At 65.2% G+C, this 23,207-nt stretch carries 26 protein-coding genes; 15 read left to right on the top strand and 11 right to left on the bottom strand.

Annotated features, from left to right (window positions below; all coding sequences use genetic code 11):
• Nucleotides 1-29 precede the first annotated feature (29 nt).
• On the top strand, nucleotides 30-1,544 hold the full coding sequence (gatB, locus tag EYE40_RS07335) for an Asp-tRNA(Asn)/Glu-tRNA(Gln) amidotransferase subunit GatB (protein WP_130981335.1): 1,515 nt from the start codon (nucleotides 30-32) through the stop codon (nucleotides 1,542-1,544).
• A gap of 3 nt (nucleotides 1,545-1,547) precedes the next feature.
• Here gatB and EYE40_RS07330 read toward each other — a convergent pair whose 3' ends face one another.
• Nucleotides 1,548-2,168 carry a TetR/AcrR family transcriptional regulator gene (locus EYE40_RS07330; protein WP_130981334.1) on the bottom strand — a complete coding sequence of 207 codons (621 nt, stop codon included), beginning with the start codon at nucleotides 2,166-2,168 and terminating at the stop codon, nucleotides 1,548-1,550.
• Nucleotides 2,169-2,243: 75 nt separating this feature from the next.
• On the opposite strand from EYE40_RS07330, the gene EYE40_RS07325 reads away from it, so the two are divergent.
• The gene (locus EYE40_RS07325; RefSeq protein ID WP_130981333.1) at nucleotides 2,244-3,233 is read left to right on the top strand and encodes an NAD(P)-dependent alcohol dehydrogenase; all 990 of its coding nucleotides are present in this window, start codon (nucleotides 2,244-2,246) and stop codon (nucleotides 3,231-3,233) included.
• Here the strand turns inward: EYE40_RS07325 and EYE40_RS07320 are convergent.
• Together EYE40_RS07320 and EYE40_RS07315 are read right to left on the bottom strand one after the other, a co-directional pair.
• Nucleotides 3,230-4,594 carry a hypothetical protein gene (locus EYE40_RS07320; protein ID WP_240034751.1) on the bottom strand — a complete coding sequence of 455 codons (1,365 nt, stop codon included), beginning with the start codon at nucleotides 4,592-4,594 and terminating at the stop codon, nucleotides 3,230-3,232. The two genes, EYE40_RS07325 and EYE40_RS07320, sit on opposite strands and share 4 nt — an antisense overlap.
• Before the next feature lie 48 nt (nucleotides 4,595-4,642).
• Nucleotides 4,643-6,730 (bottom strand): nuclease-related domain-containing DEAD/DEAH box helicase, encoded by a 2,088-nt coding sequence (locus tag EYE40_RS07315; protein WP_130981332.1) that lies wholly within the window; start codon nucleotides 6,728-6,730, stop codon nucleotides 4,643-4,645.
• Between the two features lie 128 nt (nucleotides 6,731-6,858).
• On the opposite strand from EYE40_RS07315, the gene EYE40_RS07310 reads away from it, so the two are divergent.
• The gene (locus EYE40_RS07310; protein WP_240034750.1) at nucleotides 6,859-7,620 is read left to right on the top strand and encodes a DUF6994 family protein; all 762 of its coding nucleotides are present in this window, start codon (nucleotides 6,859-6,861) and stop codon (nucleotides 7,618-7,620) included.
• Nucleotides 7,621-7,622: 2 nt separating this feature from the next.
• Here the strand turns inward: EYE40_RS07310 and EYE40_RS07305 are convergent, their stop codons facing one another.
• On the bottom strand, nucleotides 7,623-9,401 hold the full coding sequence (locus EYE40_RS07305) for a family 43 glycosylhydrolase (RefSeq protein WP_130981331.1): 1,779 nt from the start codon (nucleotides 9,399-9,401) through the stop codon (nucleotides 7,623-7,625).
• A gap of 90 nt (nucleotides 9,402-9,491) precedes the next feature.
• Entirely contained in the window at nucleotides 9,492-10,565 is a 1,074-nt protein-coding gene (locus EYE40_RS07300) for a DNA alkylation repair protein (RefSeq protein WP_240034749.1), read from the bottom strand.
• Between the two features lie 96 nt (nucleotides 10,566-10,661).
• On the opposite strand from EYE40_RS07300, the gene EYE40_RS07295 reads away from it, so the two are divergent.
• Nucleotides 10,662-11,234 carry a hypothetical protein gene (locus tag EYE40_RS07295; RefSeq protein WP_130981329.1) on the top strand — a complete coding sequence of 191 codons (573 nt, stop codon included), beginning with the start codon at nucleotides 10,662-10,664 and terminating at the stop codon, nucleotides 11,232-11,234.
• A gap of 13 nt (nucleotides 11,235-11,247) precedes the next feature.
• Here the strand turns inward: EYE40_RS07295 and EYE40_RS07290 are convergent, their stop codons facing one another.
• From EYE40_RS07290 to EYE40_RS07275, 4 genes are all read right to left on the bottom strand, one after another.
• A complete protein-coding gene (locus EYE40_RS07290) occupies nucleotides 11,248-11,856 on the bottom strand; it encodes a DUF1294 domain-containing protein (RefSeq protein ID WP_161972361.1) in 609 nt (202 codons plus the stop codon).
• A gap of 95 nt (nucleotides 11,857-11,951) precedes the next feature.
• The gene (locus tag EYE40_RS07285) at nucleotides 11,952-12,299 is read right to left on the bottom strand and encodes a DUF2834 domain-containing protein (RefSeq protein WP_130981327.1); all 348 of its coding nucleotides are present in this window, start codon (nucleotides 12,297-12,299) and stop codon (nucleotides 11,952-11,954) included.
• Nucleotides 12,296-12,916, bottom strand: coding sequence for a DUF1294 domain-containing protein (locus EYE40_RS07280; RefSeq protein WP_130981326.1), 621 nt, complete (start codon nucleotides 12,914-12,916; stop codon nucleotides 12,296-12,298). The genes EYE40_RS07285 and EYE40_RS07280 overlap by 4 nt, the downstream gene beginning before the upstream one ends.
• A gap of 21 nt (nucleotides 12,917-12,937) precedes the next feature.
• Complete coding sequence (locus EYE40_RS07275; protein ID WP_130981325.1) at nucleotides 12,938-13,834, bottom strand: NYN domain-containing protein; 897 nt, start codon at nucleotides 13,832-13,834, stop codon at nucleotides 12,938-12,940.
• A gap of 55 nt (nucleotides 13,835-13,889) precedes the next feature.
• On the opposite strand from EYE40_RS07275, the gene EYE40_RS07270 reads away from it, so the two are divergent.
• Nucleotides 13,890-14,630, top strand: a complete 741-nt coding sequence (locus EYE40_RS07270; protein WP_204742224.1) for a barstar family protein — start codon at nucleotides 13,890-13,892, stop codon at nucleotides 14,628-14,630.
• Between the two features lie 19 nt (nucleotides 14,631-14,649).
• Nucleotides 14,650-14,955, top strand: a complete 306-nt coding sequence (locus tag EYE40_RS07265; RefSeq protein ID WP_130981324.1) for a thiamine-binding protein — start codon at nucleotides 14,650-14,652, stop codon at nucleotides 14,953-14,955.
• Here EYE40_RS07265 and EYE40_RS07260 read toward each other — a convergent pair.
• Nucleotides 14,952-15,755 carry a nucleotidyltransferase domain-containing protein gene (locus tag EYE40_RS07260; RefSeq protein WP_130981323.1) on the bottom strand — a complete coding sequence of 268 codons (804 nt, stop codon included), beginning with the start codon at nucleotides 15,753-15,755 and terminating at the stop codon, nucleotides 14,952-14,954. The genes EYE40_RS07265 and EYE40_RS07260 overlap by 4 nt on opposite strands.
• A gap of 30 nt (nucleotides 15,756-15,785) precedes the next feature.
• Between EYE40_RS07260 and EYE40_RS07255 the strand changes: the two genes are divergently transcribed.
• The 7 genes from EYE40_RS07255 to EYE40_RS07225 are packed head-to-tail and all read left to right on the top strand — an operon-like array spanning nucleotide 15,786 to nucleotide 20,217.
• The gene (locus tag EYE40_RS07255) at nucleotides 15,786-16,154 is read left to right on the top strand and encodes a cupin domain-containing protein (protein WP_130981322.1); all 369 of its coding nucleotides are present in this window, start codon (nucleotides 15,786-15,788) and stop codon (nucleotides 16,152-16,154) included.
• 9 nt (nucleotides 16,155-16,163) lie between these two features.
• A complete protein-coding gene (locus EYE40_RS07250; protein ID WP_130981321.1) occupies nucleotides 16,164-16,709 on the top strand; it encodes a hypothetical protein in 546 nt (181 codons plus the stop codon).
• A complete protein-coding gene (locus EYE40_RS07245) occupies nucleotides 16,706-17,338 on the top strand; it encodes a hypothetical protein (protein ID WP_130981320.1) in 633 nt (210 codons plus the stop codon). The genes EYE40_RS07250 and EYE40_RS07245 overlap by 4 nt, the downstream gene beginning before the upstream one ends.
• 37 nt (nucleotides 17,339-17,375) lie before the next feature.
• Nucleotides 17,376-17,708 (top strand): PadR family transcriptional regulator, encoded by a 333-nt coding sequence (locus EYE40_RS07240; protein WP_130981319.1) that lies wholly within the window; start codon nucleotides 17,376-17,378, stop codon nucleotides 17,706-17,708.
• Complete coding sequence (locus EYE40_RS07235; protein WP_130981318.1) at nucleotides 17,705-18,592, top strand: HAAS signaling domain-containing protein; 888 nt, start codon at nucleotides 17,705-17,707, stop codon at nucleotides 18,590-18,592. The genes EYE40_RS07240 and EYE40_RS07235 overlap by 4 nt, the downstream gene beginning before the upstream one ends.
• Nucleotides 18,589-19,143, top strand: coding sequence for an HAAS signaling domain-containing protein (locus EYE40_RS07230; protein WP_130981317.1), 555 nt, complete (start codon nucleotides 18,589-18,591; stop codon nucleotides 19,141-19,143). Before EYE40_RS07235 ends, EYE40_RS07230 begins: the two co-directional genes overlap by 4 nt.
• A gap of 21 nt (nucleotides 19,144-19,164) precedes the next feature.
• Nucleotides 19,165-20,217 (top strand): hypothetical protein, encoded by a 1,053-nt coding sequence (locus EYE40_RS07225; protein ID WP_130981316.1) that lies wholly within the window; start codon nucleotides 19,165-19,167, stop codon nucleotides 20,215-20,217.
• Here EYE40_RS07225 and EYE40_RS07220 read toward each other — a convergent pair.
• Complete coding sequence (locus tag EYE40_RS07220; RefSeq protein WP_240034748.1) at nucleotides 20,214-20,975, bottom strand: alpha/beta fold hydrolase; 762 nt, start codon at nucleotides 20,973-20,975, stop codon at nucleotides 20,214-20,216. The genes EYE40_RS07225 and EYE40_RS07220 overlap by 4 nt on opposite strands.
• 37 nt (nucleotides 20,976-21,012) lie before the next feature.
• Between EYE40_RS07220 and EYE40_RS07215 the strand changes: the two genes are divergently transcribed.
• Together EYE40_RS07215 and EYE40_RS07210 are read left to right on the top strand one after the other, a co-directional pair.
• On the top strand, nucleotides 21,013-21,798 hold the full coding sequence (locus EYE40_RS07215; protein ID WP_130981315.1) for a hypothetical protein: 786 nt from the start codon (nucleotides 21,013-21,015) through the stop codon (nucleotides 21,796-21,798).
• Between the two features lie 49 nt (nucleotides 21,799-21,847).
• On the top strand, nucleotides 21,848-23,206 hold the full coding sequence (locus EYE40_RS07210; protein ID WP_130981314.1) for an MFS transporter: 1,359 nt from the start codon (nucleotides 21,848-21,850) through the stop codon (nucleotides 23,204-23,206).
• Nucleotide 23,207: the final 1 nt, after the last annotated feature.

The following is a 23,207-nucleotide window of genomic DNA, read 5'->3' as shown; positions in this document are numbered from 1 at the left end:
GCGGGAGAGCGCCCCGATAGAATCATCGGGTGGCTAAAGCTGAACTGATGGATTACGACAGGGCAATCGAACTCTTTGAGCCGGTGCTCGGCTTCGAGGTACACGTCGAGCTGAACACTCAGACGAAGATGTTCTCGGATGCGCCGAACCCCGCCGCCCTGGGCAACGTACACGGCGAGCCGAACACGATGATCACCCCGGTGGACCTGGGTCTTCCCGGCAGCCTCCCGGTGGTCAACGAGCAGGCCATCAAGTACTCGATCAGCCTGGGCCTCGCTCTCGGCTGCGAGATCGCGCCGAGCTCGCGCTTTGCCCGCAAGAACTACTTCTACCCGGACCTCGCGAAGAACTACCAGATCAGCCAGTTCGACGAGCCGATCGCGTTCGACGGCAGCGTCGAGGTCGAGCTCGCCAGCGGCAAGAAGTTCACCGTCGAGATCGAGCGCGCGCACATGGAGGAGGACGCCGGCAAGCTGACCCACGTGGGTGGAGCGACCGGACGCATTCAGGGCGCCGAGTACTCCTTGGTCGACTACAACCGCGCGGGTGTTCCCCTCGTGGAGATCGTCACCCAGATGATCACCGGTGCCGAGGCCGACGCCCCGGAACTCGCCAAGGCGTACGTTTCAGCGATCCGCGACATCGTCGTCTCGTTGGGTATCTCCGAGGCGAAGATGGAGCGCGGAAACCTCCGCTGTGACGCGAACATCTCCCTGAGCCCGCGTGGATCCGGCAAGCTCGGCACCCGCACCGAGACCAAGAACGTGAACTCGCTGCGCAGCGTCGAGCGCGCCATCCGTTACGAGATCCAGCGCCAGGCTGCGATCCTCGAAAAGGGCGGCACGATCATCCAGGAGACGCGCCACTGGCACGAGGACACGGGTGTGACCTCAGCCGGACGCCCCAAGAGCGATGCCGATGACTACCGTTACTTCCCCGAGCCTGACCTCCTTCCCGTCGAGCCTTCGCTCGAGCTGATCGCTGAGCTGCGGGCGGCGCTTCCGGAAGCTCCTGCCCTTCGTCGTAAGAGGCTAAAGGAATCGTGGGGCTTCACGGACCTCGAGTTTCAGGATGTGTTGAACTCCGGACTTCTCGTCGAGGTGGAGGAGACGGTGGCCGCCGGCGCCTCTGCCGCACAGGCGCGCAAGTGGTGGACGGGCGAGATCGCTCGCCTCGCGAACGCTGCCGGCGCAGATGCATCATCCCTCGTTTCGCCGCTGCATGTCAGCGAGCTGGTTGCCATGATCGAGAACGGTGAACTCACCGACCGCCTGGCCCGCCAGGTGCTCGAGGGTGTCGTCGCCGGCGAGGGCAGCCCCGCCGACGTCACGAAGGCCCGCGGCCTTGTCGTGATTTCGGATGACGGCCCCCTCATCGCCGCCATCGACGAGGCCCTGGCCGCGCAGCCCGACGTGCTCGAAAAGATCCGCGACGGCAAGGTGCAGGCCGCCGGTGCAATCATCGGTGCGGTCATGAAGGCGATGAAGGGCACGGCGGATGCCGCTCGTGTCCGCGAACTCGTGCTCGAGCGGGCGCAGCAGTAGCGCCTAGAGCCGCCGCTCCAACCCGTCCAGGATCTGGTCGAGCCCGATCTCAAAGCCGGGCTCGTCGGGCACTCCTGACACGTGCTGTTCGATGTGCTCCATCAGGTACGGCATCTCGGACGAGACAGACGCGACGAGCTCCTGCATTGCATCGCTCGCGCCCTGGTCGCCCGAGGTGTAGTCGATGACCTGCAGCGTGTAGCCGAGCACGTACCCATCGAGCAGGTGGTGCGCGTGGTACGCGACCCCCGCGCTGAAGCCGCCTTCGCGGAGGTGCATGAGGCTGCGGTCGATGTACCGAAGCCGCGCGACGCCGGCCGTGGTTCCGTGCAGACGGCAGCTCCAGGGGTGCCGCAGAAACGCGTGGTGCAGCGAGACGCAGATGGTGCGAACCGCGGTGCGCCAGTCGTCGACCCCGGGCGCGAGGTCGATCTGCGCCCAGACGAGGTCGGTCATGCCGCTCAGAACGTCATCCTTGTTCGACACGTGGTTGTACAGCGACATGGCTTCGACACTGAGGCGCGCGCCGAGGGACCGCATGCTCAGCGACTCGACGCCACTCTCGTCCGCGAGGCCGATGGCCGCGGAGAGCACGCGCGCACGGGTGAGGGCGGAGCGGGCCATCGAATCCTCCTTGACGTACTTACGGCGTAAGTCTACGCTGAGTGCCAGACATACAGCGTAAGTCCGGGAGGTCGCATGAAAGCAATAACCTACGACACCTACGGTGGTCCCGAAGTGCTGGTAGTGGATGACGTTCCCACCCCCGAGCCTGCCGACCACCAGGTGCTCATCCGCGTGCGTGCGGCCGCGCTCAACCCCTACGACTGGCACTTCTACCGCGGCGACCCCTACCTCGCGCGCATGGGCGGCCAGGGTCTGCGCCGCCCGAAGCAGAAGAACATCATCGGTGCGGATGTCGCGGGCGACGTGATCAGCGTCGGTTCCGCCGTCACCACCCTCAAGCCGGGCGATGCCGTCTTCGGCGGCATCGGGCGGGGAGCCTGCGCGGAGTTCGCCGCAACATCCCACAAGAATCTCGTGCTCAAGCCGGCTTCAGTGTCCTACGAGGATGCCGCGGCCTCCCCGATGGGCGCCCTCACCGCGCTCTACGGCCTGCGCCAGTACGGCTCGCTGTCGGGAAAAACCGTGCTCGTCAACGGAGCCTCGGGCGGCGTCGGTCACTTCGCGGTGCAGATCGCGAGGGCGCTGGGCGCATCCCGAGTCGTCGCGGTCTGCAGCGGCGTCAACGCGGACTGGGTGCGCGACCTCGGTGCGGATGACGTCATCGACTACACCGCCCGGGACTTCACTCGGATGGGGGAGCGGTTCGACGTGATCTTCGACACCGTCGGGACGCAGCCGCTGCGCGCGCTCAGGCGGGCACTCGTCCCCGGCGGAACCTTCATCACCGTCGGTGCGATCGGCGGCGGGAAGCTGCTAGGGCCGGCGACGTTCATGTTCGGGTCCCTGATCGCGGGAGCGTTCGTGCGCGAGAAGGTCGCCGTGCTCATGGACTGGACGGCGACGCCCGACGACTACGTGCTCCTGGCCGGATGGCTCGCGGATGGGACGGTGCGGTCCCACGTCGACCTCACCTACCGACTCGAGGAGACCGCGGATGCTGCGCGGCACCTCGAGACGGGGCACGTACGCGGGAAGGTCGTAGTGACCCAGAAGCAGAGTTAGTCCGCATCCTTTGGTTCCGGCGAATCCCCGTCCTGCGATGACAACGCGTTCGACACGAGCGACGCCGGTATTTCGGGATCGATTTCGACTTCTTCGACGGAACGGAGTCTGGGAGGCGCGGCCGTCCACGCTTTCAAACGCTGTCCAATATCTGCGTACGTGGTGTCAACAGCGTCGAGCATGGAGTCGATGAAAGCCCCGCGACCCGCGGCCCGCTTGGCACCCAGCGGATGAGACTGCGCGATTCGGAAGTATTTGATTTCTTTGACCGAATCGCCGACGAGTTTCGCAGGAGTATCTCGAACGTCCCTCAGTAGTTCCGCTTTCCCCTCCCGCGCTCGGGCTACGAACGCTTCCAGCCGAACCGTCTCCGGAGCATCCTTCAACTGGCGCAGGGCCCAATTCACTCGCGTGGTCGGCTTTCCCTCGTTGGGAGCGTCGAGATCGAAATGGCAGGTGATGCGATTGGAACGAAGGTTCGCTTCGATTTCGAGTGGACCCACGGCGTTCGGGATTCGAATTGAAGCGCGAAGGCTGCCCGTCGCGACAAGCGAGGCGACCAAGGCGGAGGTTCTTGCGGCGGGATCCGAGATCTCCTGACGAGTCAGGACAGGAGTGACCTCGGCCCCAAGCTGGCGCCCCAATTTGAGACAAGCAAACCTGATGAGCGCGTCGAAGCGGCCCGCTACGTCGGCCGCACCCTTGTCGTTCTGACGGAGCGTTCCCGCGGTGACTGATTCGCGAACCGGTACCCAGTTAGCTCCCATGTCGTCGAATGAAAGAGCTCCTGATCGCGGATGCTCGAGGTAGCGGATCAGCTCTCCAAGAATCCAAGCCTGATCGGGATCGGCGACGCCTCTGAATTCCTTCTGCATCACGGCATGAGTCAATATCTCGCTCCATGAAAGATGGAACAGGGCTACCTTGCGCAGCTTCCGCTTGTCGATCACCGTCGGGTGGGTGCCGACCGACGCTGGGATCTCATTAGAGATTGTCAGAAGTGCGTCGAAACCATGCTCTCGCGCTATATCGAGGTAGTTTTCAAGTTGTTCGGTAGCGAGCAGGTTGGTACCCGTCTTCACTTCCACGAGAGCGGTCCATGTCTTCGCTCCGCGCTTGATTCGAATGAGTCCATCGGGGAACAGCCGTCGATCGCCGAGATCAAAAGGGACCTCGATATAGGTTTCGAGGTGGCCGGTCGGCGCTCCAAGCGGCGACGTCAGAGTTCTTCCGAATTCTTTGACGGAAGACATGACCGCTAACAGGGCCGAGGTGCCTCGTCGTTCCTGCTCCTCGGCACCATTGATCCCTGAGGTCGGAATGAGCCGCGCAATGCTCCACGCTTGTTCTTCGACAGCCATTGTGTTCCTATCAACGTTGATTTACGAAGGACCTGTCTTGAGGTCAGGCTAAGCCACCCCAACCCACAGCCCATCCCGGGCCCGGGTCATTGCCACGTACAGCGCGCGCCGGTCGAGGTCGCGCCGCTCGCGGGTGGAGTCGTCTGTGTCGTGAGCCGAGGCATCCAGAAGCTTGCTGGGGGTTCGAGCGACCAGCACCTGTTTGAACTCGAGGCCTTTGGCGCGGTGGATGGTGCCGACCTTGACGGCGTTGGTGGGGCGTCCGTCGTAGTCGTTCAGCTCGATCGACGGGATGCCGTCGCCCTTCAGCGCCTTGATGATCGCTCCGACCTGCCAGTTCGTCATGGCCAGGATGCCGATGTCGCCGTACTTGACGTGGCCCTTCGTGATTGTGCGCACGTGCACCAGCAGGGACGCGTCATGCGCGAGCACGTTCTCGAAGTGCGAGATGGTCGGCGTCTCACCGCGTCGGGCGATCGTGGTCGTCGTGTCTGGAGCGCCCGCGCCGCCCTCGATGTCCTGGAACTCGTCGCCTGCCACGAGGGACGCGGCGAACTCCACGATCTCGGCGGTGTTGCGGTAGTTGGTGGTCATGACCACGCCCCGGCCGGCGATCGAGATGTTCGCCTCGCCGAGCGTGAAACCGCCGGGGTAGATGGTCTGCTGGCCGTCGCCGATGAGATTGAGGCCGTCGGCTTTGTCCCCGACGAGAGAGTGCAGCATCCGGATCATCATGCAGGTCAGGTCCTGCGCCTCATCGATGATGACCGCGCTGTAGCCGGTGAGCGGACGACGCCTCAGCGAGGCCGCGGCCTGCAGGATGACGTCCGGGTAGTCAGAGATGCGGAGTTCCTGGAGCTTGCGCGTGTAGGCGACGTAGACGTCCCACACCTTGGCGCGCTGCTCCACCGTGAGACGGCGCCTGCGGCCGGCTCGGGATAGCGCCGCGTAATCCTCGAACCGGCTGAGGCCGCGACCCTTGATTACGGCGTTGATCTCCTCGTGCCAGTAATCGCGATTGGGGTCGATCTCGAGCAGGCCGAAGACGCGCACGATCGTGTTGAGATGACGCCTGGCCGAGTCGGGATCCAGGTTCAGCTTGATGCCCCGCAGCGCGAGCAGGTCGAGCGCGAAACTGTAGATGCCGGCAAACTGCACGCGGTGCGCGACATCCGGCGCCATGCGCTGCAGCAGCGTGGAGAGGACGTTCGGGAGTGTCTTCACGAATGTCGTCACGAGCACCGTCCCCTCACCCGTGCGCGCGAGGTGCGCGGCGCGGTGCAGCCCGACGACCGTCTTGCCGGTGCCGGCCGCGCCCCTGACGCGAGATGGGCCGGAAAAGTTGCGGTTCACGAGCTTCGCCTGCGACGGGTGCAGGAACGCCATCCAGTCCTCGATGGGCAGCGTCATCACGCCCTCCACAAGGGCGGCCTCGATCTCATCGACGGTGATGAGTGGCAGCTGTTGAGTGTTCGCGAGCGTGATGCTCGCGACATCCGCCGGCAGCACCGGATCGACCACGGAGACGTCGAGCTCCGCCTCGGCGGGCGAGCCGTAGAGCGGAAAGAGCTTCTCGAGCTCGTCGATGATCATCTCGACCTGTGCGGGGCTGAGCCGGGTGCCGCGGCGGGAGATGCTGGTGATGACGTCCGGCTCGGAGATCAGAGTCACGCCGTATAGGTCGATCGGCTTCATGGTTCGCTGGTTGGTGAAGACCGCATACGCGTGCACTTCGCCGGGTGCCAGGCCGAATTCGGCGAGGATGCTGCGGGTCGACTCGGCGAGGTCGGCGATGCGCGCAAAGTCGTCGGTGACGTCATCCTGGTCGCGGTACACGTGACCCGCCGCGATGTGCACGTCACGCCACTGCTTCGCGTCGACGATGAACACGCCACCCGGGCCCGCGACGATGAAGTCGACCTGCGCCTTGCGCGATTTGGGCCAGCGGCGGTCGGCGAGCACGGTGTACCCGCGTGACTCGAGCGCCTCGAGGGTATGCGACAGGCGGCGCTCGCTGTGCGCGGCGGCGCTGAAACGGCGGTGCATTTCGCGAGCGGTCTCGGCAAGGCGGCCGTGTTCTTGCGCGAGCAGGCGCTGGTGCTCTGCTTCAAACGTCGCTGAATCTCCGGCAGCCATGCCAAACCTTCGGGTATAACGCCACCGACCGTAGCGTTATGACCCAGTGTGACCAGCACTCACCCGTCCGTCTACGGCCACTTCGGGGGACATGCGCGATGTTCAGGTCCGATGTAGCCCTACTTGTCATGACCAATGTCCGGGTGTCCCGCTATGGTCTGCACATGACTCATCGAGAAATCGTCGACACAGATTTCGACCTCCGCAGCGACCTCAGAGGCGGTAAGGATCCGGATCGTTTCAGTCCCACCCTCCGCAAGTACCATCGCATTCTTTGGAGCAAGGCTCTCCCCGGAGGCGCGATGTTCACTCTCACCGAGACGTTCCCGCTTGGTTATTTGAAACACGATTCCAAGTTGGGTCTCTTCAAAGTCTCGAGCGATGCGATCATTCGAACGTTCAAGAAGCACAGTCGAATGCGACACGTCATCGGCCAGATCCCGGAGGCGGAGCAGGAAGCATTCTCTCGACGCGGTTACTCAATCGGCGGGATGATGATCTTCCCGAGGAACAGGATCGGCAACAAGCACACGATCAACCAGGCGCGTGGAACGAACAAGAAGATCGAGGATCGATTCGATCTCACCCTTGAGGCAATTCGCCGGCATTACCAAGGAGGCGTCAGTCCGCTGACCGATGTGCTCGCTCGCTATTCAGACTTCTTTGACTTGTTTGTGGACTTCCAGAGCTACGTCGACTTTTTTTACTTGCAGGATCTGGTGGAGGACGACTACGCCAGCGTCAAGTTCTTTGCGCCCTTCGATGACTTTAGAACGTCCGCCCTGATCCCCGACATCGAGTCATACAAGAAGTACCGCGCGCTCACGCTTGACTTCGTGAACGCGCGGAACGAGCGCATAGGTCGAGAACACGGCTCAGTCAACGAGTAGCCCTACTTGAGGCGGCTCACTTTCACGTAGTCGAACTGCGACTCGAAGCCCGCGCCGCCGAGGCTGATCAGCCCGATGCGTGGGCCGGCCCCGAGGTCGTGCGTCCAGGTCGTTCCACCCCGCCAGGTGCGGCCGTCGAGAGACGTATAGGCGGTGTACACGTCATCCCGCGCCACAATGCGCAGATACGTCCACTCGCCGACCGGCCCGACCACAGCGTTCCCATACGAGGGGTACCCCGCAGGCGCAGGCGACACGTTCTTGCCGAACTCGGTCTGCCGCGTGTTCCAGATCGAGGCGGACGACAGCTTCACGTAGTTGCCGTCATCCCCGTAGATCACGAGGCCGCCCTGCACGTAATTCTGGCAGCAGCCCTCCGCCGGGGTCGTAACGCGCACACTCGTCTCCACGACGTAGTCGCCGCGCGGCGCCGGCTCGGTCAGCACTGAGGTCAGCGGCTCGGCCGGCGGGTGCAGGTCGGCCGCCTGCGTCTGCCAGTTCAACGTGCCGTTGGCGAGAACAGTGGATGCCGCATCCGGCCGCACCCACGACCACTGGTCCGAGAGCTCGGGTTGCGAGAACGTGTCCGAAAGGTCTGCGAACGCGCGTCCGACCCGCACGTCCTTGGCGAAGCGCGGCTTGTACGCCGAGCGCTGGCCCGGCTGCGCCGCCGGCCCGGCCACCCGCTCGTCTGACGGACCCTTGTTGCCGCGTACGACCGGCCAGCCGTTCTTCCAGTCCAGCGGATCGAGCAGGACCGGGCGCTTCGTGTAGCCGGTCTGTCCCTCGACATACGGATCCCTCTGGTCGACGGCGTGGTAGATCGTCCAATCCTGGCCGGAGAAGTCGGTGAACACGGTGTTGTGCCCGGGGCCGACCCAGCGGTTGCCGTTCTGCGAGAGCACCGGGGTGCCGCCGACGCGACCGGCGAGCAGCGAAACGCCATCCTGGTCTACAAAGGGACCAAAAGGGCTACGGGAGCGTGCCGCGAACACCGAGTACCCGGTGAGCGGTCCGGCGCAGCAGTTGGTCGCCGAGCCCATGAAGTAGTACCAGCCCTTGTGCTTCACGATGACGGTGCCCTCGTAACGATTGTCGACCGCGATGCGGGTCTCGGTCGCGGGGAGAGAGGTGAGCCCGTCGGCGGTGAGCTCGCGCACGAACAGTCCGCCGAAGTAGCTACCGAAGTACAGGTACGTCTTGCCGTTCGCAGTCAGCACCTCGGGGTCGAATTGCCAGCGGTCATTGGTCGGCGTCAGCACCGGAGCGCCCGAGTCGATCCACGGTCCGGTCGGGCTGGAGCTGGTGGCGACGCCGATGGTCGAGCCGCCGACATTCGTCTCGGGGGCGGCGTAGTAGAGGAAGTACGTGCCATCGCGGAACACCACCTCGGGTGCCCAGACGCCGCCGGTCGCGGGGATCCACGAGGGCTTGATCGGGAAGGCGTCGCCGACGTAGGACCATTCGATGAGATCGGTGGAGGTGTACATCGGGATGTTGTGGAACACGGGGTCGCCCGACCCATCCACTTCGCTCTCATCGATCACATCAGAGGTGCAGTACAGGTACCAGGTGACCTGCTTTTTGCCCGGGCCGCGCAGAACGTCGGGGTCCGCGCAGTTCGCGGCCGGAGCGCCGTTCGCAAGGGTGACGTCGAGCGGATTCGTGTAGCTCGCCGGCTTGCGTGGGGGAGCGGATGGGGCGGCGCTCGCCGCCATCGGCATGGCGAGAGCCGTGGCGAGAACCACGGCAACGGACACGAGCGTACGGCTGATGGGCACAGAAACCTCCACGGCGTCGGGGATGTTTCGACGGTACGCCCGCCATCGGCCCCGCAGTAGACAGGTCGTGCCTTGTCAGGGAGTTGCCGGTTAGAGTGCGACGTCGAAGGGGACCCTGCCGAACTGCACGCCGTTCACCTGCACCTCGAGTCGATGCTCGCCGGCGTAGTGCACGCGGGTCGTCATCTGCCGGAACGCGTGCCGCTTGCTGAAAGTCTGCGTCTCGCCGGGCTTCAGCACGGCGCTCGTCAGCTTGAACACCTTGGGCGCGAGCGTGCCGTTGCTCTTCACGTAGTGCACGGCGTAGTCGATAGCGAGGGTTGCGGAATCCGGGCCGTCGTTGGTCACTGTGAAGGAGAAGCCGAGTGCGCCGGGCAGTGTGACTGACTGAGTATCTAAAGTCAGCGCTGAGACGGTGACTTCGGCCGGGTGATAGCCGAGCAGCTGCAGCGCCGGCGGAAAACCCTTCTTCACGAGGGATCGCAACGCGTGCCGCACGAGTTGCGCGGTGTGGGCGTCGGGCTGCTGCGTCCACCTCGTTGCCGTGTCGACAACAAGTTCGGGATGCACCCGGGCCAGGTCATTCAGATGGTTCGCGACCGAGCGGCGCACGTAGTCGCTCTCGTCCCGATAGAGCCCGTCGAGAATCGGTATCGTCGCGGCGGGCCGCGCGAGGAGCCCGGGCACCCGGATGGCCCAGGGCAGGTAGTGGCGGGTTCCCTCGCTCGCGAGCCTGCGCACGTGCTCGTCGGGGGAGTTCGTCCACTCCTTCACAATCCGGATGGCACGGTCGGGATCCGCCTGCAGCAGCCGCCGGATAGGGAACTCGCTCGTAAGCCGCGACGTGAGCTCGGCCATGAGCGCAAGCGCGTCGTCGAACGCTTCGGTGGATCCATCGCGCAGGGCGGCCGTGGTGACGGTCTCGCCGACGGGCCAGATGATCCAGCCGCGGAATGACGGGTCGGCGAGGGCTGTGCGAAACACCGCGGCGATGTCTGCATAGGAGGAGGGGAGGTCCTCGAGAAGTGCCGCCGAGATGAGATCGGCGCGCTCGCGCAGGCTCAGCGGATCGAGCGACGAAATGGCAGCGAGCACCGACGGATACGAGCCCGCCAGCCCGTCGGCCATGCGTCGCACCGCACGTTCGTTGATCAGCTCGTTCATCGCCCCCATGATCCCGCCAGCCTAAGGGCAGCAAACCCCCAGCCGCTGGCAAGTGTCGACTGCCATGATGTTGTTCCCCGACCAAGGAGCACACCCATGGGATTCTTCGACCGCCTTCTCGGCAATGAGCCCGAGCCCCAGCAGCGCCAGGCTTCGCCCCGCCGCACCGACGACGAGATCGCCGTCGAGCGGTACCAGTACCTCCTCCGCACCGCACCTCCCGAGACCATCGAACAGGTGCACACCGAAGCCTTTGCGAAGCTGACGCCCGAGCAGCGGGACATCCTCTTCAATCAATTGAAGGCGGATGCCACACCCGGCGACCAGCCCGAGAACAACACCCCTGCGGCGCTTGCCCGCAGCGCGACCCGCACGGAGATGCAGCAGCCCGGAACCCTGCAGCGCTCGTTCAACGGACCAAGCTTCGGCTCGATGGTCGGCAGCTCGATTCTTGGAACCGTCGCCGGCTTCGTCATCGGCTCCGCCCTCGTCAGCGCATTCATGCCGATGGATGGCGGCGCGGACGCGTCCGCTGACTCCGGCGCAGATTCGGGCGCGGACTCCGGTTCTGACGCAAGCGCCGACAGCGCCAGCGCTGACGGCGGCGGCGACTTCGGCGGCGGCGACTTCGGTGGTGGAGACTTCGGGGGCGACTTCGGCGGGTTCTAGCGCTGGCTGTTCGCTAGGTCGGCGGCAGCAGCAACTGGATCGCGCGCGACAGCTCCGCGATCACCGGCGTGCAGAACACGAAGAAGGTGATCGAGTTTGCGAGCACCGTGAGCCAGAAAACTGAGCGGAAGATCGCCTTCTTGGTCTTGTGGCGCAGGAACTGCTGGGCGATGATCGCGCCCGGCCAGCCGCCGATCAGACCGACCAGCAGAAGGGATGTCTCGGGCACACGCCATCCGCCGGTGCCCGCCGCGCGCTTGTCGATCGCGTAGCCGACGATCGCTACGATGCTCGCACCCACGTAGAGGATGTCCACCCACAGCGGCACGGGCCAGTAGAAGTTCACAACGACGTAGGCGGCGAGGAACGTGGCCACGGTCAGCATGCTCGCGCCGCCGATCAGCTTGATGGAGACGGGCTGCTTGCCCGTGCCATCCCAGTCGAGGGTTGCGGTGCGAGCGCGGGTCTTGCCATCGTCGGTGACCTCACGCACGAAGCTCAACTTGTCGCCGACGCGTGGACGAGGGGAGCCTGTCGGGAACGCCTTGATGTGGACGAAGACCTGGTCGTTTCCCTTGGCGGGGAGGATGAAGCCGTAACCCTTGTTGTCGTCCCAGCGCACGAGAGAACCTCGCGATCGTGCGCCATTGGATGCCATGATCGATCGTAACCCGGCGCCTGAACGCCACCTGTTGGGATGGGCACCCCCAGTTCGCGCTATTCCGCGCGCTGATGCAGCTTTCGCTCCTGCAGCTTGCGCTCGCGCATGGCGAGAAACAGCGGGAATGTAAACGCGAAGGCCGTGACCCCTGAGAGCACGATGTAGAGCCAGGCACGTTTCATTCCGAGTCGTCTGGATTCGACGACGATCAGGATGCAGCCGGCGATCGCAACCACCAGCAGGTCGACCGTGAGGGATGACACCGACGGTCCGCTGTTCACCCAATCGCCGACGAAGTCACGGGCCTGGGCGATGGCGAGACCGTTGAAGATCCAGGTGCCGACGAGGCCGGCGATCGCGAGCCCGAGCCAGGTGATGGCGAGAGGGGTCCAGTGTTTGGTCATGGTTGATCTCCTATCTGCTGCAGCAGCCAGCCACTGGCCGGCGTCGTGATCAGTGTGAAAAGGATGACGTTGAGGGCGACCGTCGCCCAGAACGCTGACTGGAACGAACGCTTGGTCGTCTTGTGGCGGAAGAACTGTTGAGCGACAATCGCTCCCGGCCACCCTCCAAACAACCCGAGGGCTAATAGTGAGACTTCGGAGTCGCGTTGCGTACGCCTGGTGGCCGCGCGTTTGTCTCTTCCATAGAACGTGAATGCCAACAGGCTAGCCGTGAGGTACAGGATCGGAACCCAGATCAGAATGTCCCATCGCGTGCCCACGAACCAATAGAGAACGAGAAAGCTCAGGATCGCGAGGTACGCGACCGCCGCACTCGCTCGCTGCGGTTTGTGGATCGGACGCGGCGCTCGGGATAGAGAAGCCTGCTCAGCCCGCGGTTTGCCTTCAGGGGAAACTCCACTGAGGTAGCTGAGCTCATCGCCGATCTCAGGTCGCGCCGAGCCGGGGTTGAGTGCGGAAATGTGAAGGAAGACATCCTTGCCGCCCGCGGTTGGGCGCACAAAGCCGAATCCCCGATCGTCGTTCCACGACGTGAGCGTCCCCCGGAGTCGATCCATGGAGGAAGAGTAGCGCGACGCCTAAGCGCGCAGGCGTAACTTGCGGATGCTCGTCGAGTCGTCTCGCTCAACGATGCTGTTGTAGTCCTTGACGAAGTCGGTGAAGGTCTTGAAGCCGAGCGCCTTCTCGCTGAAGGTCGGGTCGATGCGCAGCATCTGGTTCTTGACGGAGGTGCTGAGCACCCAGTCGCCATCCTCTTTGTCCTGCAGCAGTTGCACGGACTTGCGCAACAGGCGGCCGGCCGCGCGCTTCGGGTCTGGTGCGTTCTGCGGGGCCTTCTTCTTGGCGGCAGGCTCTTTGGCAACCGGTTCGGTCGTCGTGAGAATCGGCTTCGGCTCTTCTTCGGGCTCGTCCTCCGCGTCGACGAGGGTGTCGTAGTCGGCGAACTCGTCGCAGGCCGCAGCCAGAGATTCGCTCGTTGACCCGGCGACACCGATTCCGATGACGCGTCGTCCGAGTCGTTTACTGCGCTGGGCGAGCGCGATGTAGTCGGAGTCGCCCGCGACGATCACAACGTGCGTGATGTCCGGGAGTCGGAACAGGTCCTCGACGGCGTCGATGGCGAGCCGGATGTCCGCGCCATTCTTCTGCCCGCTGGTCGGGAACAGCTGCACCAGATCCACAGCACGGTTGATGAGCTGCTGGCGGTAGCGCGCGTTCACGACGGCCGACCAGTCAGCGTAGGCGCGGCTGATGACGACACTGCCGAAGGATGTCGCGAAGTCGAGAATCGCGCCGATGTCGACGGTGGCCGACTCGAGTCGCTTCCCAAGCTCGGCGTCATCATTGAGCTTGATCGCATCGATGCGGCTCAGGTTCTCCCGCTGGTTCTTGGGGTGCACCTGCGCGTACCGCGAGATGACGATGTTGTCGAAGTCGATGTAGACGGCAACGCGGGCTTCTGAGGACTCAGGCATGTGCCCCAGTCTGCTGGGTGGGGGCGACAAGCGGTAGCCCGCCTATGCTGAGCGCATGACCGAGGTGGATCCGGACGCGGCGCTGTACGCGTTGATGACGGAGTACTCGAATCGCACCCTGGCATCGGTGGAAGATGCGTACGACGTCTCCATGGATGCGATGGATGCCATAGGCGCAGACTTGGTCGGCGCGAAGTACTCTGGCCGCGCGTATGTCATCTGGGCGGAGATCAGCGACCTCTACGATTCACCTTGGGGGCCACAGTCGATGGACGCCTGCCGGGAGCACGCGCGGGCTGCCGCGCTCGACTGGCTGCAAGTAGATACTGCTCTCGCCGGGTCAATTGGTTCTTTCTTTAAGCGTTGGAATCCGTACAAGGGTGCATCCTGGAATGCAGTAGGCGGAACGAATGTCAACTTCGTGCTCGACGGCGAGCGATTCTCCGGCCTCACCGATTTCTACAGGCACATCGGGGAAGTGGTCAACGGTCCTGGCGGGTACTTCGGCGGCAACCTCGACGCGCTCGCCGATTGCCTCTCGGGCGGATTCGGAACACCCGCGCCGGACGAGCAGGGATTCCAGTTTGTTTGGCTGAACTCTGAGATTGCCCGAACCCGACTGGGATACCCGGAGACGGTCCACCAGCTGAGGGCGAGGCTCACCACGTGTCACTCGTCGAACATTCCGGCGGTAAGGGCTGATCTCGAAGAGGCTATGCATCGGCGAGGCCCCACAGTTTTCGACTCGATTGTCGAGATCTTTGAAAAGCGAAAGGTCCCGCTGCTGCTGAAGTGACGCGGTCTACCCTTGACCCATGCTCGTAGCTTTCTCAGTAGCTCCCAGTGGCGGCCAGAATGAAGACGCCTCCGTTCACGAAGCGGTCGCCGCGGCGGTGAAGATCGTCCGGGATTCCGGCCTGCCGAACCACACCGATGCGATGTTCACGACCATCGAGGGTGAGTGGGACGAGGTGTTCGCCGTCGTGAAAGCCGCCACCGCAGCGGTGGGCGCATTCGGGCCGCGGGTGTCCCTGGTGCTGAAGGCGGACATCCGCCCGGGCTTCACTGGCGAGCTGACCGGCAAGGTCGAGCGCGTCGAGAACGTGCTGCGCGGCGACTAACCGAACTCGACGATCGCGCTGCGAAAGTATTCGGTGGCGCGCGCCGTGGCATCCGCGGTCACCGAGCTGTCGGCACCCTCGTAGAGGCGCTGACCGATCTCATACTGTTCGAGGATGAACCTGCCGATGCTCGGCACAATCGCCCCCGTCCCCAACTCGCGTGTCACAGCTTTCCGGGCGATCAGGTCATTCGTGTCGGCGAGCACATCCGCGGGTGGATCGCACTGCTCGAGCAGGGTCGGTAGATCCATCGGAGGGATGCCGCCCCCGGGGTTGACGACGATCCAGCGCAGGCTTGCCGCGGAACGCAGCGCGTAGAAGTGACGCTTGATGGGAACCTCGGCCGCCTCCGCGTTCCACTGGTAGCGACCGACATGCAGGTAGTGGCGAGCGACGAGAGCCGGGTTGACGGTGTTGACGGCGAGCTGGAGCAGGCCATCTCGAAACGCCTCGTTGCCCGAGTAGATGATCGGTGAGCGAAGCCATTCGGTTACCGTCGCGTTGCCTTTGACGACCAGCTGCACGGCCTTCGCGAGATCCCAGCCGTTGACGTCGAAGATCTTGTCGAGCGGTGTCTCGATGACGTCGCGCACCGGCCAGAGCGAGACGTACGTCTCGGGCTTGCGCACGTAGAGAAACCTGCAGTCGTAGTCGCTGTCAGGGGAGGGGAAGCCCCAGGCGCGGCTGCCGCTCTCGATCGCCCACGGGATGGTGACGTCGAACTCTTCGGCGGAGCGCGCGAGCCGGTCATCGATCTCGGCGACAACGACCGGGTCGAGGGAGTGGGGCAGGGTTCGCATCCCACGAGGGTAGCGGTCGATACTTGATTCATGACCATCAACTTCGCCGCCGAGCTCGAGCACGTCACCGAGCACTGGACGCCCCGCGTGATCGCCCAGGTCAACGACCAGTACGTGAAGGTCGCCAAGCTGCTGGGGGAGTTCGTGTGGCATGACCACCCCGACGAGGACGAGATGTTTCTTGTTGTGTACGGGAGCCTTCTGATTCAGCTCGAGGGGGCGGATGACGTCATCCTGAACCCGGGTGAGATGTTCGTGGTGCCGAAGGGTGTGCGCCACAACCCGATCGCGGCCGAGGAGTGCGGCATCGTGCTGGTCGAGACCGTGACCACGAAGCACACGGGCGACGTGGTCACCGTGGGCACCATCCCGATCGAGCGGCAGCTCGGCGGCTCGTAGACTCGGGGAATGACCCTCAAGTCCGGCGTGTACTGGCGCAAGAGCAAGCTGTTCGGGCACCTGTGTCCTCCCGGAATCCTCGCGCTCGACGGCGACCAGCTGAGCTTCACGACGGCGACCGGTCGTCTGTTCGGCGGACGGGCATCAGACATCGAGGCGTCGTTCAGTGGCTGGGGCACCCTCACGGTTCGCGTCGATGGCGCGTCGTATGACCTCGTCGGCACGGCGGGCGAGATGTCGACACCGTTCACCCCCGAGCAGATTGCGGAGCTGCAGGGTTCAGCCCTCAGTCGCTCCCGCGCGGCTGAAGCCGCAGGCGACGGGCTTCAGCTTGCCGGGGGAGCGGCCGCCGTGCTCGGTGAGCTGATCAGCGTAGGCGTGCAGAGCGGCAAGTACGCGTCGGGTGTGCAGATACTGAAGCAGTGGCCGGCCGTTCTGGCCGAGGCGGGCGCCAAGGTTCAGGCCAAGTCGGGCAACTACATGTGGTGGTTCTTCGGTGGGATCGGGGCAGCCCTGCTCATCGCCCTCGTCATCGGCGTGATTCGCAATCTATGAGTTTTCAGAGTGATCGGGATGACGCCCGCCGCCGCGCAGGCACTCCGTCCACTCTCGGCGTGCGCTGGCGCCCGCTCTGGTACCTGCTCCTCGCCCTGGGCCTCACGGCGTTCGCCGCACTGATCGTCTGGTTCTCCCTGCTGATGGCAACCATCGCGGAGCGTGGCATCCGGGGCGACCTGAACGACGACCAGCCGGCGACCCTCGCGGTCTGGATCGTCGGCACCACGCTTTTCGGATGGATCATCACGCTTCTCGGCCCGGGCATGCTCGCGCAGACCGCCTACGCCTGGACGTTCTTCTGGCGGTCGCTTCAACCCGCGTTCTCGGGCGAGCAGATCTCGGCCGACCTGCGTTACGCCTACCGGCTGTACCTGTTCATCCCGATCCGCCGCTCGCGGTGGACGGACTTCTGGGCAGTCGTCGATCGCGCAGCCTGGGCGCCGAACGTCCGTATCGTGTTCGCCGCTCTCATGGTGGGCGCGCTGCTGATGGTGGCGCTCACGCAGTTCGGCGGGCTGCAGGGCACAACGTTCTTCGCGCTGCTCGTGCTGGCGTGGGTCGCGGGGTTGGGGCTCGTGCTGGCAGTGCTCGGTTCCGGGGTGAGCGCTCAGTTGCGCAAGAGCTAGTTGCGCGTATCGTGCACCACAAGGTAGCTTGTGATGCATGACAGCGGACGTGGGGACCCAATTGCGCAAGGGCGTGGTCGAATCCTGCGTGCTCGGACTGCTGTCCACCGAGCCGATGTACGGCTGGCAGCTCAGTGAAACCCTTGTGCGGCACGGGATGATCGCCAGCATCGGCACGCTTTACCCGATGCTCTCGCGCCTGCGTGCGCAGGGTCTCGTCAGCACGTATGACGAAAGATCCGCCGCCGGCCCGGTACGCAAGTACTACGAGCTCACCCCGAGCGGACGCCAACAGCTCAGCGACTTCCGGCAGCAGTGGGCGAGCTTCGCCATCGCCGTCGACGACCTCGTCGGAAAGGACGACTCATGACCGACACCAAGGTGACCGACTACCTGCTCGAGCTCTCGGAAGCGCTCGCCGACGTCCCCCGCGACACACGCCGCGAGATCCTCGCCGGTGTACGCGAGGAGCTCGAGGGGCTGAAGCCGGCCGAGGCCGCTGAGCGAATCCGTGCCCTGGGCGATCCGCAGTTCATCGCGGCGGGTGCTCGTGAGGATGTGGTTGCGCCCCCTGAGCCGCAGTGGCGCTCGGTTGTGGCGGCGCTGCTCGTGATGCTGGGCGGCGTTCTTGTGCCGTTTGCCGGCTGGATCGCTGGCATTGCGATCATGTGGACCTCGCGCGCGTGGTCGCCGCGCGTCAAACTCGTGGCGACCCTGCTGCCCCTCATCGCCGCGCTCCAGGTGGCGGTGGTCGGCGGTATCTTCGCCCGCATCAACGAGCAGCAGTCCGACCTGCGCGACATCGGCTTCCATGGGCCGAGCCTGAACGAGTTCGAGTCAGCGAACCCTCTGCTCCCCATAGGGTTCGATCTTCTGTACTCGGGCACGATCCTGAGCATCGGCGTCTCCGTCATCGTCGGCATCTGGTTGCTGGTGATTGCGAACAAGCCGCAGCTGGGGTCGAGTGCTGCGACGTGGGGCGTCATCCCGGTCGTCGCGGGAAGCGTGCTGTTGCCTCCGGCCGGATGGCTTCTGGGACTGGTTGTGCTCTGGACATCGCGCGCCACCGTCCTTACCAAAGCCGTTATGACTGCGATCGGCCCCGTCGCGCTCATTCTCGCCCTCGCCGTGACCGGAGCGTTCACCGAGGACACGGTTCTCCTCGTGACCGCGGCTATCGCCGTGCCCTTCCTTGCTTCCCTCGTCGCCGCGATCCTGCTGCTGCGCCCCACAACTTCGAAGGTGAACTCATGACCGACGTGACATCCCGCTATCTCAAGGACCTGGCGCACGCACTTGCCGACGTTCCCCGCGAATCGCGCGAAGAGATTCTGGCCGGCGTGCGAGAAGAACTGACGGGTCTGGATGACGCCGAGGCTGCCGCGCGCATCGCCGCGCTCGGCGACCCCGCAGTGATCGCGGCCGGCGCTCGTAGTGAGCAGCCGCTCGAACCGCGCTGGAGAACTATCGTTACGGCGATCCTGGTGGGGATCGGCGGCATCGTGGTGCCCGTGATCGGCTGGGGCGTGGGCATCAGCCTGATGACCGGCTCGCGCGCCTGGACCCGGCGGCAGAAGTGGGCGGTGGCGATCGCGCCGGCCGTCGTCGCGGGCATCTCCGCCCTCTTTGCGATCGCCGTCGGCACGATCGTCGGTGCGGCCAGGAAACTTCCCGAGGACGGCGTGGCCGCGTTGTTCACCAACACCCTGTCGGTGCCGCACCTGCTCCTCATCCAGTCCGTATTCGTGCTCTGGGGGACCGCGCTTGTCACCGGTATCTGGCTGCTCGTGAAGGCACGGCGCTGAGCGTGCCGTTACGCTGAGGCCATGGCCCGAGCGACGTCATCCCTGACCGATCGGGTTCTGTTATTCGCCCAATCGCAGGTTCAGCCCAACTATCTGACGGTGAAGAACCCGAAGATCGCCTCGCCCGCCGCGAGATCGATCGGCTACGGGCTGTACGCCCTGCTGTGGACGCTGTTGGCCGCCGCTTGCCTGGTCATGATCGGCTTTGTCCTCGGAGCCGGCCTCACCAGTGACACAACTCTCGACCCGACGACAGTCGTGTGGTTGGTGGTCGTCTCGCCGCTGGCTGGCTGGTTCCTGCTGATGCTGGTGGCGGGCACCACCTCGCAGGCCGCCCTGATGTGGGCACTCGCGGCGCGCGCCGTGACACCGGCGTACTCCGCCGAGCTGCTCGCTTTCAACGCGGGAGCGCGAATGCACCCCCTTTTCCTGCCGGTTCGGCAGACGAGGTACACGGCCTGGTGGACCTTCGTCAGCCAGCTCGGGTGGTCGCCATCGTGGCCCGTGCTGGCGTCATCCTCACTCTGTTATGTCGCGTTACTGGTCGTCACGACCCAGGTGGGTCGCCCCGCGGTCGGCTCCCTCGCGCAGGTGGTCGCGTGTGTTGTCGTGCTCGCTGCGCTGGTCGGGGCGGTCTGGCTGTTTCGGATCGGGGTGCCGCTGTCGCTCAGGCCGACGCCCGCCGAATGGGCTGCTGACGAGAAGTATCTCGCCGGAGTCGCGAGCCGGGAGCGGGCCCGGCAGCGAAAGGTGGCCCGCGTCCGCGAGGCAGGCCTGGCCGAGGGCTCCCACCTCGGACCTCCGCCCACGGCATTCGATACCTGGATTCGCGCCGAGGTGGACCAGGTGCTGCGCGAGCAGAGACGTCGAGTTGTCGACATTCGCTCCGGGGACGAGTCCGCCATCCAGCTGGCGGTCGACGCCGCCTCAGCCGCGACACTTGGACGAGCCACTCCTGAGCGACTGCGGAAACTGGTGACCGAGGGCGTCACCCTGAAGCGGAAGCGCAAGCCGGTGTCGCACGAGCCCGCGCCGGGCCCGAGCAAGCCACAGCCGCCGAAGCGGCGGCGCTAGCGCTGCAGGAACTGCAGCCCGGCCGCACGGAAATCGGACGAGGTGGGGGCGTTGAGATGGTGGCGCCCCGGGATCGCAACGAATTCCGCGTTCGGGATGAGCCCGGCGAGCCTCCGCGACGCGTCGAGAATCGGGTCCTCCGACCCGGTGGCGAACAGCAGGGGTTGCTCGGGCGCATTGCCGGGATCCGGCTGTGGGCCGCCCCGCATCCCCTCCACGAGCGAGACGAGCGCCCCCAGGTCATTGCCCGGCAGGCCGCTCGCCATCTTCAGGTAGCCCTGCGTGAGGGGGTCTTCCGCCCTGGTGCCGTTTGCGATGGCCGCGCGGGCCTGGTCGACCTGGAACCGGGTGAGCGGGTCGCCGTCCGGGATGCCGCCCAGCACCGCTCGGGTGACACGATCGGGGGCGTCCAGTGCGGCGTGCCAGCTGACGCGGGCGCCCAGCGAGTAGCCGAGCAGCGCGGTCTCGTCGATCATGTACGTGTCGAGCACGGTGAGCAGGTCGGCGACGAGGATCTCCATCGAGTAGCTGGCCGTGTCATGCGGTTTGTCACTCGCGCCGTGGCCGCGCTGGTCGAGGGCAAGCACGCGGAACCCGGCTCGGGTGAGATCGCGCACCCAGCCGGACTGCTGCCAGTTCGACAGCCCGCTCGAACTGAAGCCGTGCACGGCGACGACGGTCGGCTGGCCTTCTTCGCCGAACTCGTAGGTGGCGATTCGCACACCCTCGGCGGACATCACAAAACGGGGTTCGGTCACGGGTCCATTGTTCCGCACTATCGGCTACATTAATGCGGTGCGTATACCTCTCGTTCTACTGGCCGTCGCCATGGTGCTGACGGGATGTGCGTCGAGCCCGACGGCTGAACCTGCGCCGCAAGCGCTCGCCGCGCGCGAACGTGTTGCCGAGCTCGCCTCAGACCTCAGTCAGCAGAACCGCGATGACATCAACTTCGTCGCGCGCGCCGCCACCGAGATCATTCCCGCGGACCTCACCATGATCGGGATTACATCCACACCCGCCGCCTCACTCGGCGACGTGTTCGGCAGCCTGCAGTTCCTCTCCCCGGCCGTCACCGACACGACGGTGTATCCCGCTGAGGAGCTCGGACCATTCTGTTTCTCGGTCGACTTCACGTTCTATGGCGCCACCGACACTCTGAGCGGCTGGGATGGCCCCGAGGGCATCGCCACGATTGATTGCCCGGATGACGCGGCCGCCGTCACCCCACCCATCGACGAGACCGTGTATCCGGTCATTGCGGCAAATGCCTTCGAAGCGGCCTCGTCGGTGTTGGCATCGCTGGGCAGCACGCTTCCCTCGGAGGAATCCGTGGCCGCCTCGATTGCCGCGCTGCTCGAGGCGCCCGAGGGCGAATTCTCGACGGCCGCTCCGCCCTCGGTGGAGATCAAGGATGGCGAGGTCGGTGTCGCGATGGGTGACGAGAACGACTGTGTTCTCCTCCGCCTGGCCGATGGCGTGGTCGAGCAGCTCTACGCGGCACCTGTGCTGCTACAGCCCGGGGAACTGGGATGCCAAGGATCCACCGCGCTCTACCCGGACCTGAGCTCGCCGCACTAGCGGTCGTCGCCCGGCCGCTGACACCGCGCGGCGGTAGCCTAGAACCACCATGACCACAGCGCCGGAAACCCTCACCTCTCCGCGCCTGCTCTGGACCACCATCGGCGCCTTCGCCCTCATCTTTCTCGGCGCGTTCGAGGCCCTCGCCGTGACCACGATCATGCCGATCGTCACCAAAGACCTCGACGGGGAGTCGCTGTACTCCGTCGCCTTCGCCAGCACCCTCGCCGCAAGCGTCGTCGGTACCGTCATAGCGGGAGGCTGGGCCGACCGCCGCGGCCCGTCGCGTCCACTCGTCGCCGCGGTGTCCGTGTTCCTCGTCGGACTCCTCGTATCCGGCTTCGCGACCGACATGATCACTTTCGTGGTCGGTCGCTTCCTTCAGGGTTTCGGATCCGGGGCCGTCAACGTGTGCCTGTATGTGGTCGTCGCCCGTATCTACCCGGCGGCGTTGCATCCCAAGATCTTCGCCGTCTTCGCAGCCGCCTGGGTGCTGCCGAGCCTCGTGGGACCACCCGTGGCGGGCGTCGTCGCCGAGACGATCAGCTGGCACTGGGTGTTCCTCGGGGTCGGAGTTCTCGTGCTGGTCGCAGCCGGCACCATCTTTCCGGCGCTCAAAGCCCTGTGGATCAGCGACGCATCCACCGGCGTGCCCGGCAATACGATCAGCGTGATCTGGGCGGTCATCGTGGCGACCGGCGTTGTGCTGATCAGCGTCGCCCGCGAGATCGCCGGCGCCAATGCGTGGTGGCTCGCCGGCGCGGCCCTCGTCGTCGTCATCGTTGCCATTCGATCCCTCGTGCCGAAGGGCACACTGCTCGTGAAGCGCGGGCTGCCCGCCACGATCTTCCTGCGCGGAGCGGTCGCCGCCGCCTTCTTCTCCACCGAGGTCTACCTGCCGTACCAGCTCATCGAGGTGTACAAGCTGCCGGTGGGGCTGGCCGGCGTCATCCTCACTGTGGGCGCGATCTCCTGGGCCGTGGGCTCCGCAGCGCAGGGGCGCATCGACGACCGCATGTCGCACGACACTGTCATGCGCGTGGGCGCCAGCATCCTGCTCGCCGGTATCGCGGTTCAGTTCGTCAGCGCGTTCCTCGTCCTGTCACCGTTTGTCGCGGCTTCGGGATGGCTGCTCGCCGGCCTCGGGATGGGACTCGTCTTCCCGCGCATCAGCACGCTCGTGCTCGCGTACTCGACCGAACGCGACCAGGGATTCAACAGCGCCGCCATGTCCAACATGGACACCACCGGCAGCGCGACCTCCATCGCCTTCGCCGGCCTCATCTTCTACGCGGTCGGCGGCGGCTCCTTCGCCGCCGTGATGGCCTTCACGACAGTGCTCGCCGTCGTCGCGTTCCTCGTTTCGCTCCGGGTGCGCACCCCATCGGCCGCACCCGCCGGCGATTGAG

Source organism: Glaciihabitans arcticus, assembly GCF_004310685.1.
In the GTDB taxonomy this organism is placed as follows: Bacteria; Actinomycetota; Actinomycetes; order Actinomycetales; family Microbacteriaceae; genus Conyzicola; species Conyzicola arctica.
Note: the sequence above shows the minus strand (reverse complement) of the source record. Positions and strands in the feature narration are given on the sequence as shown.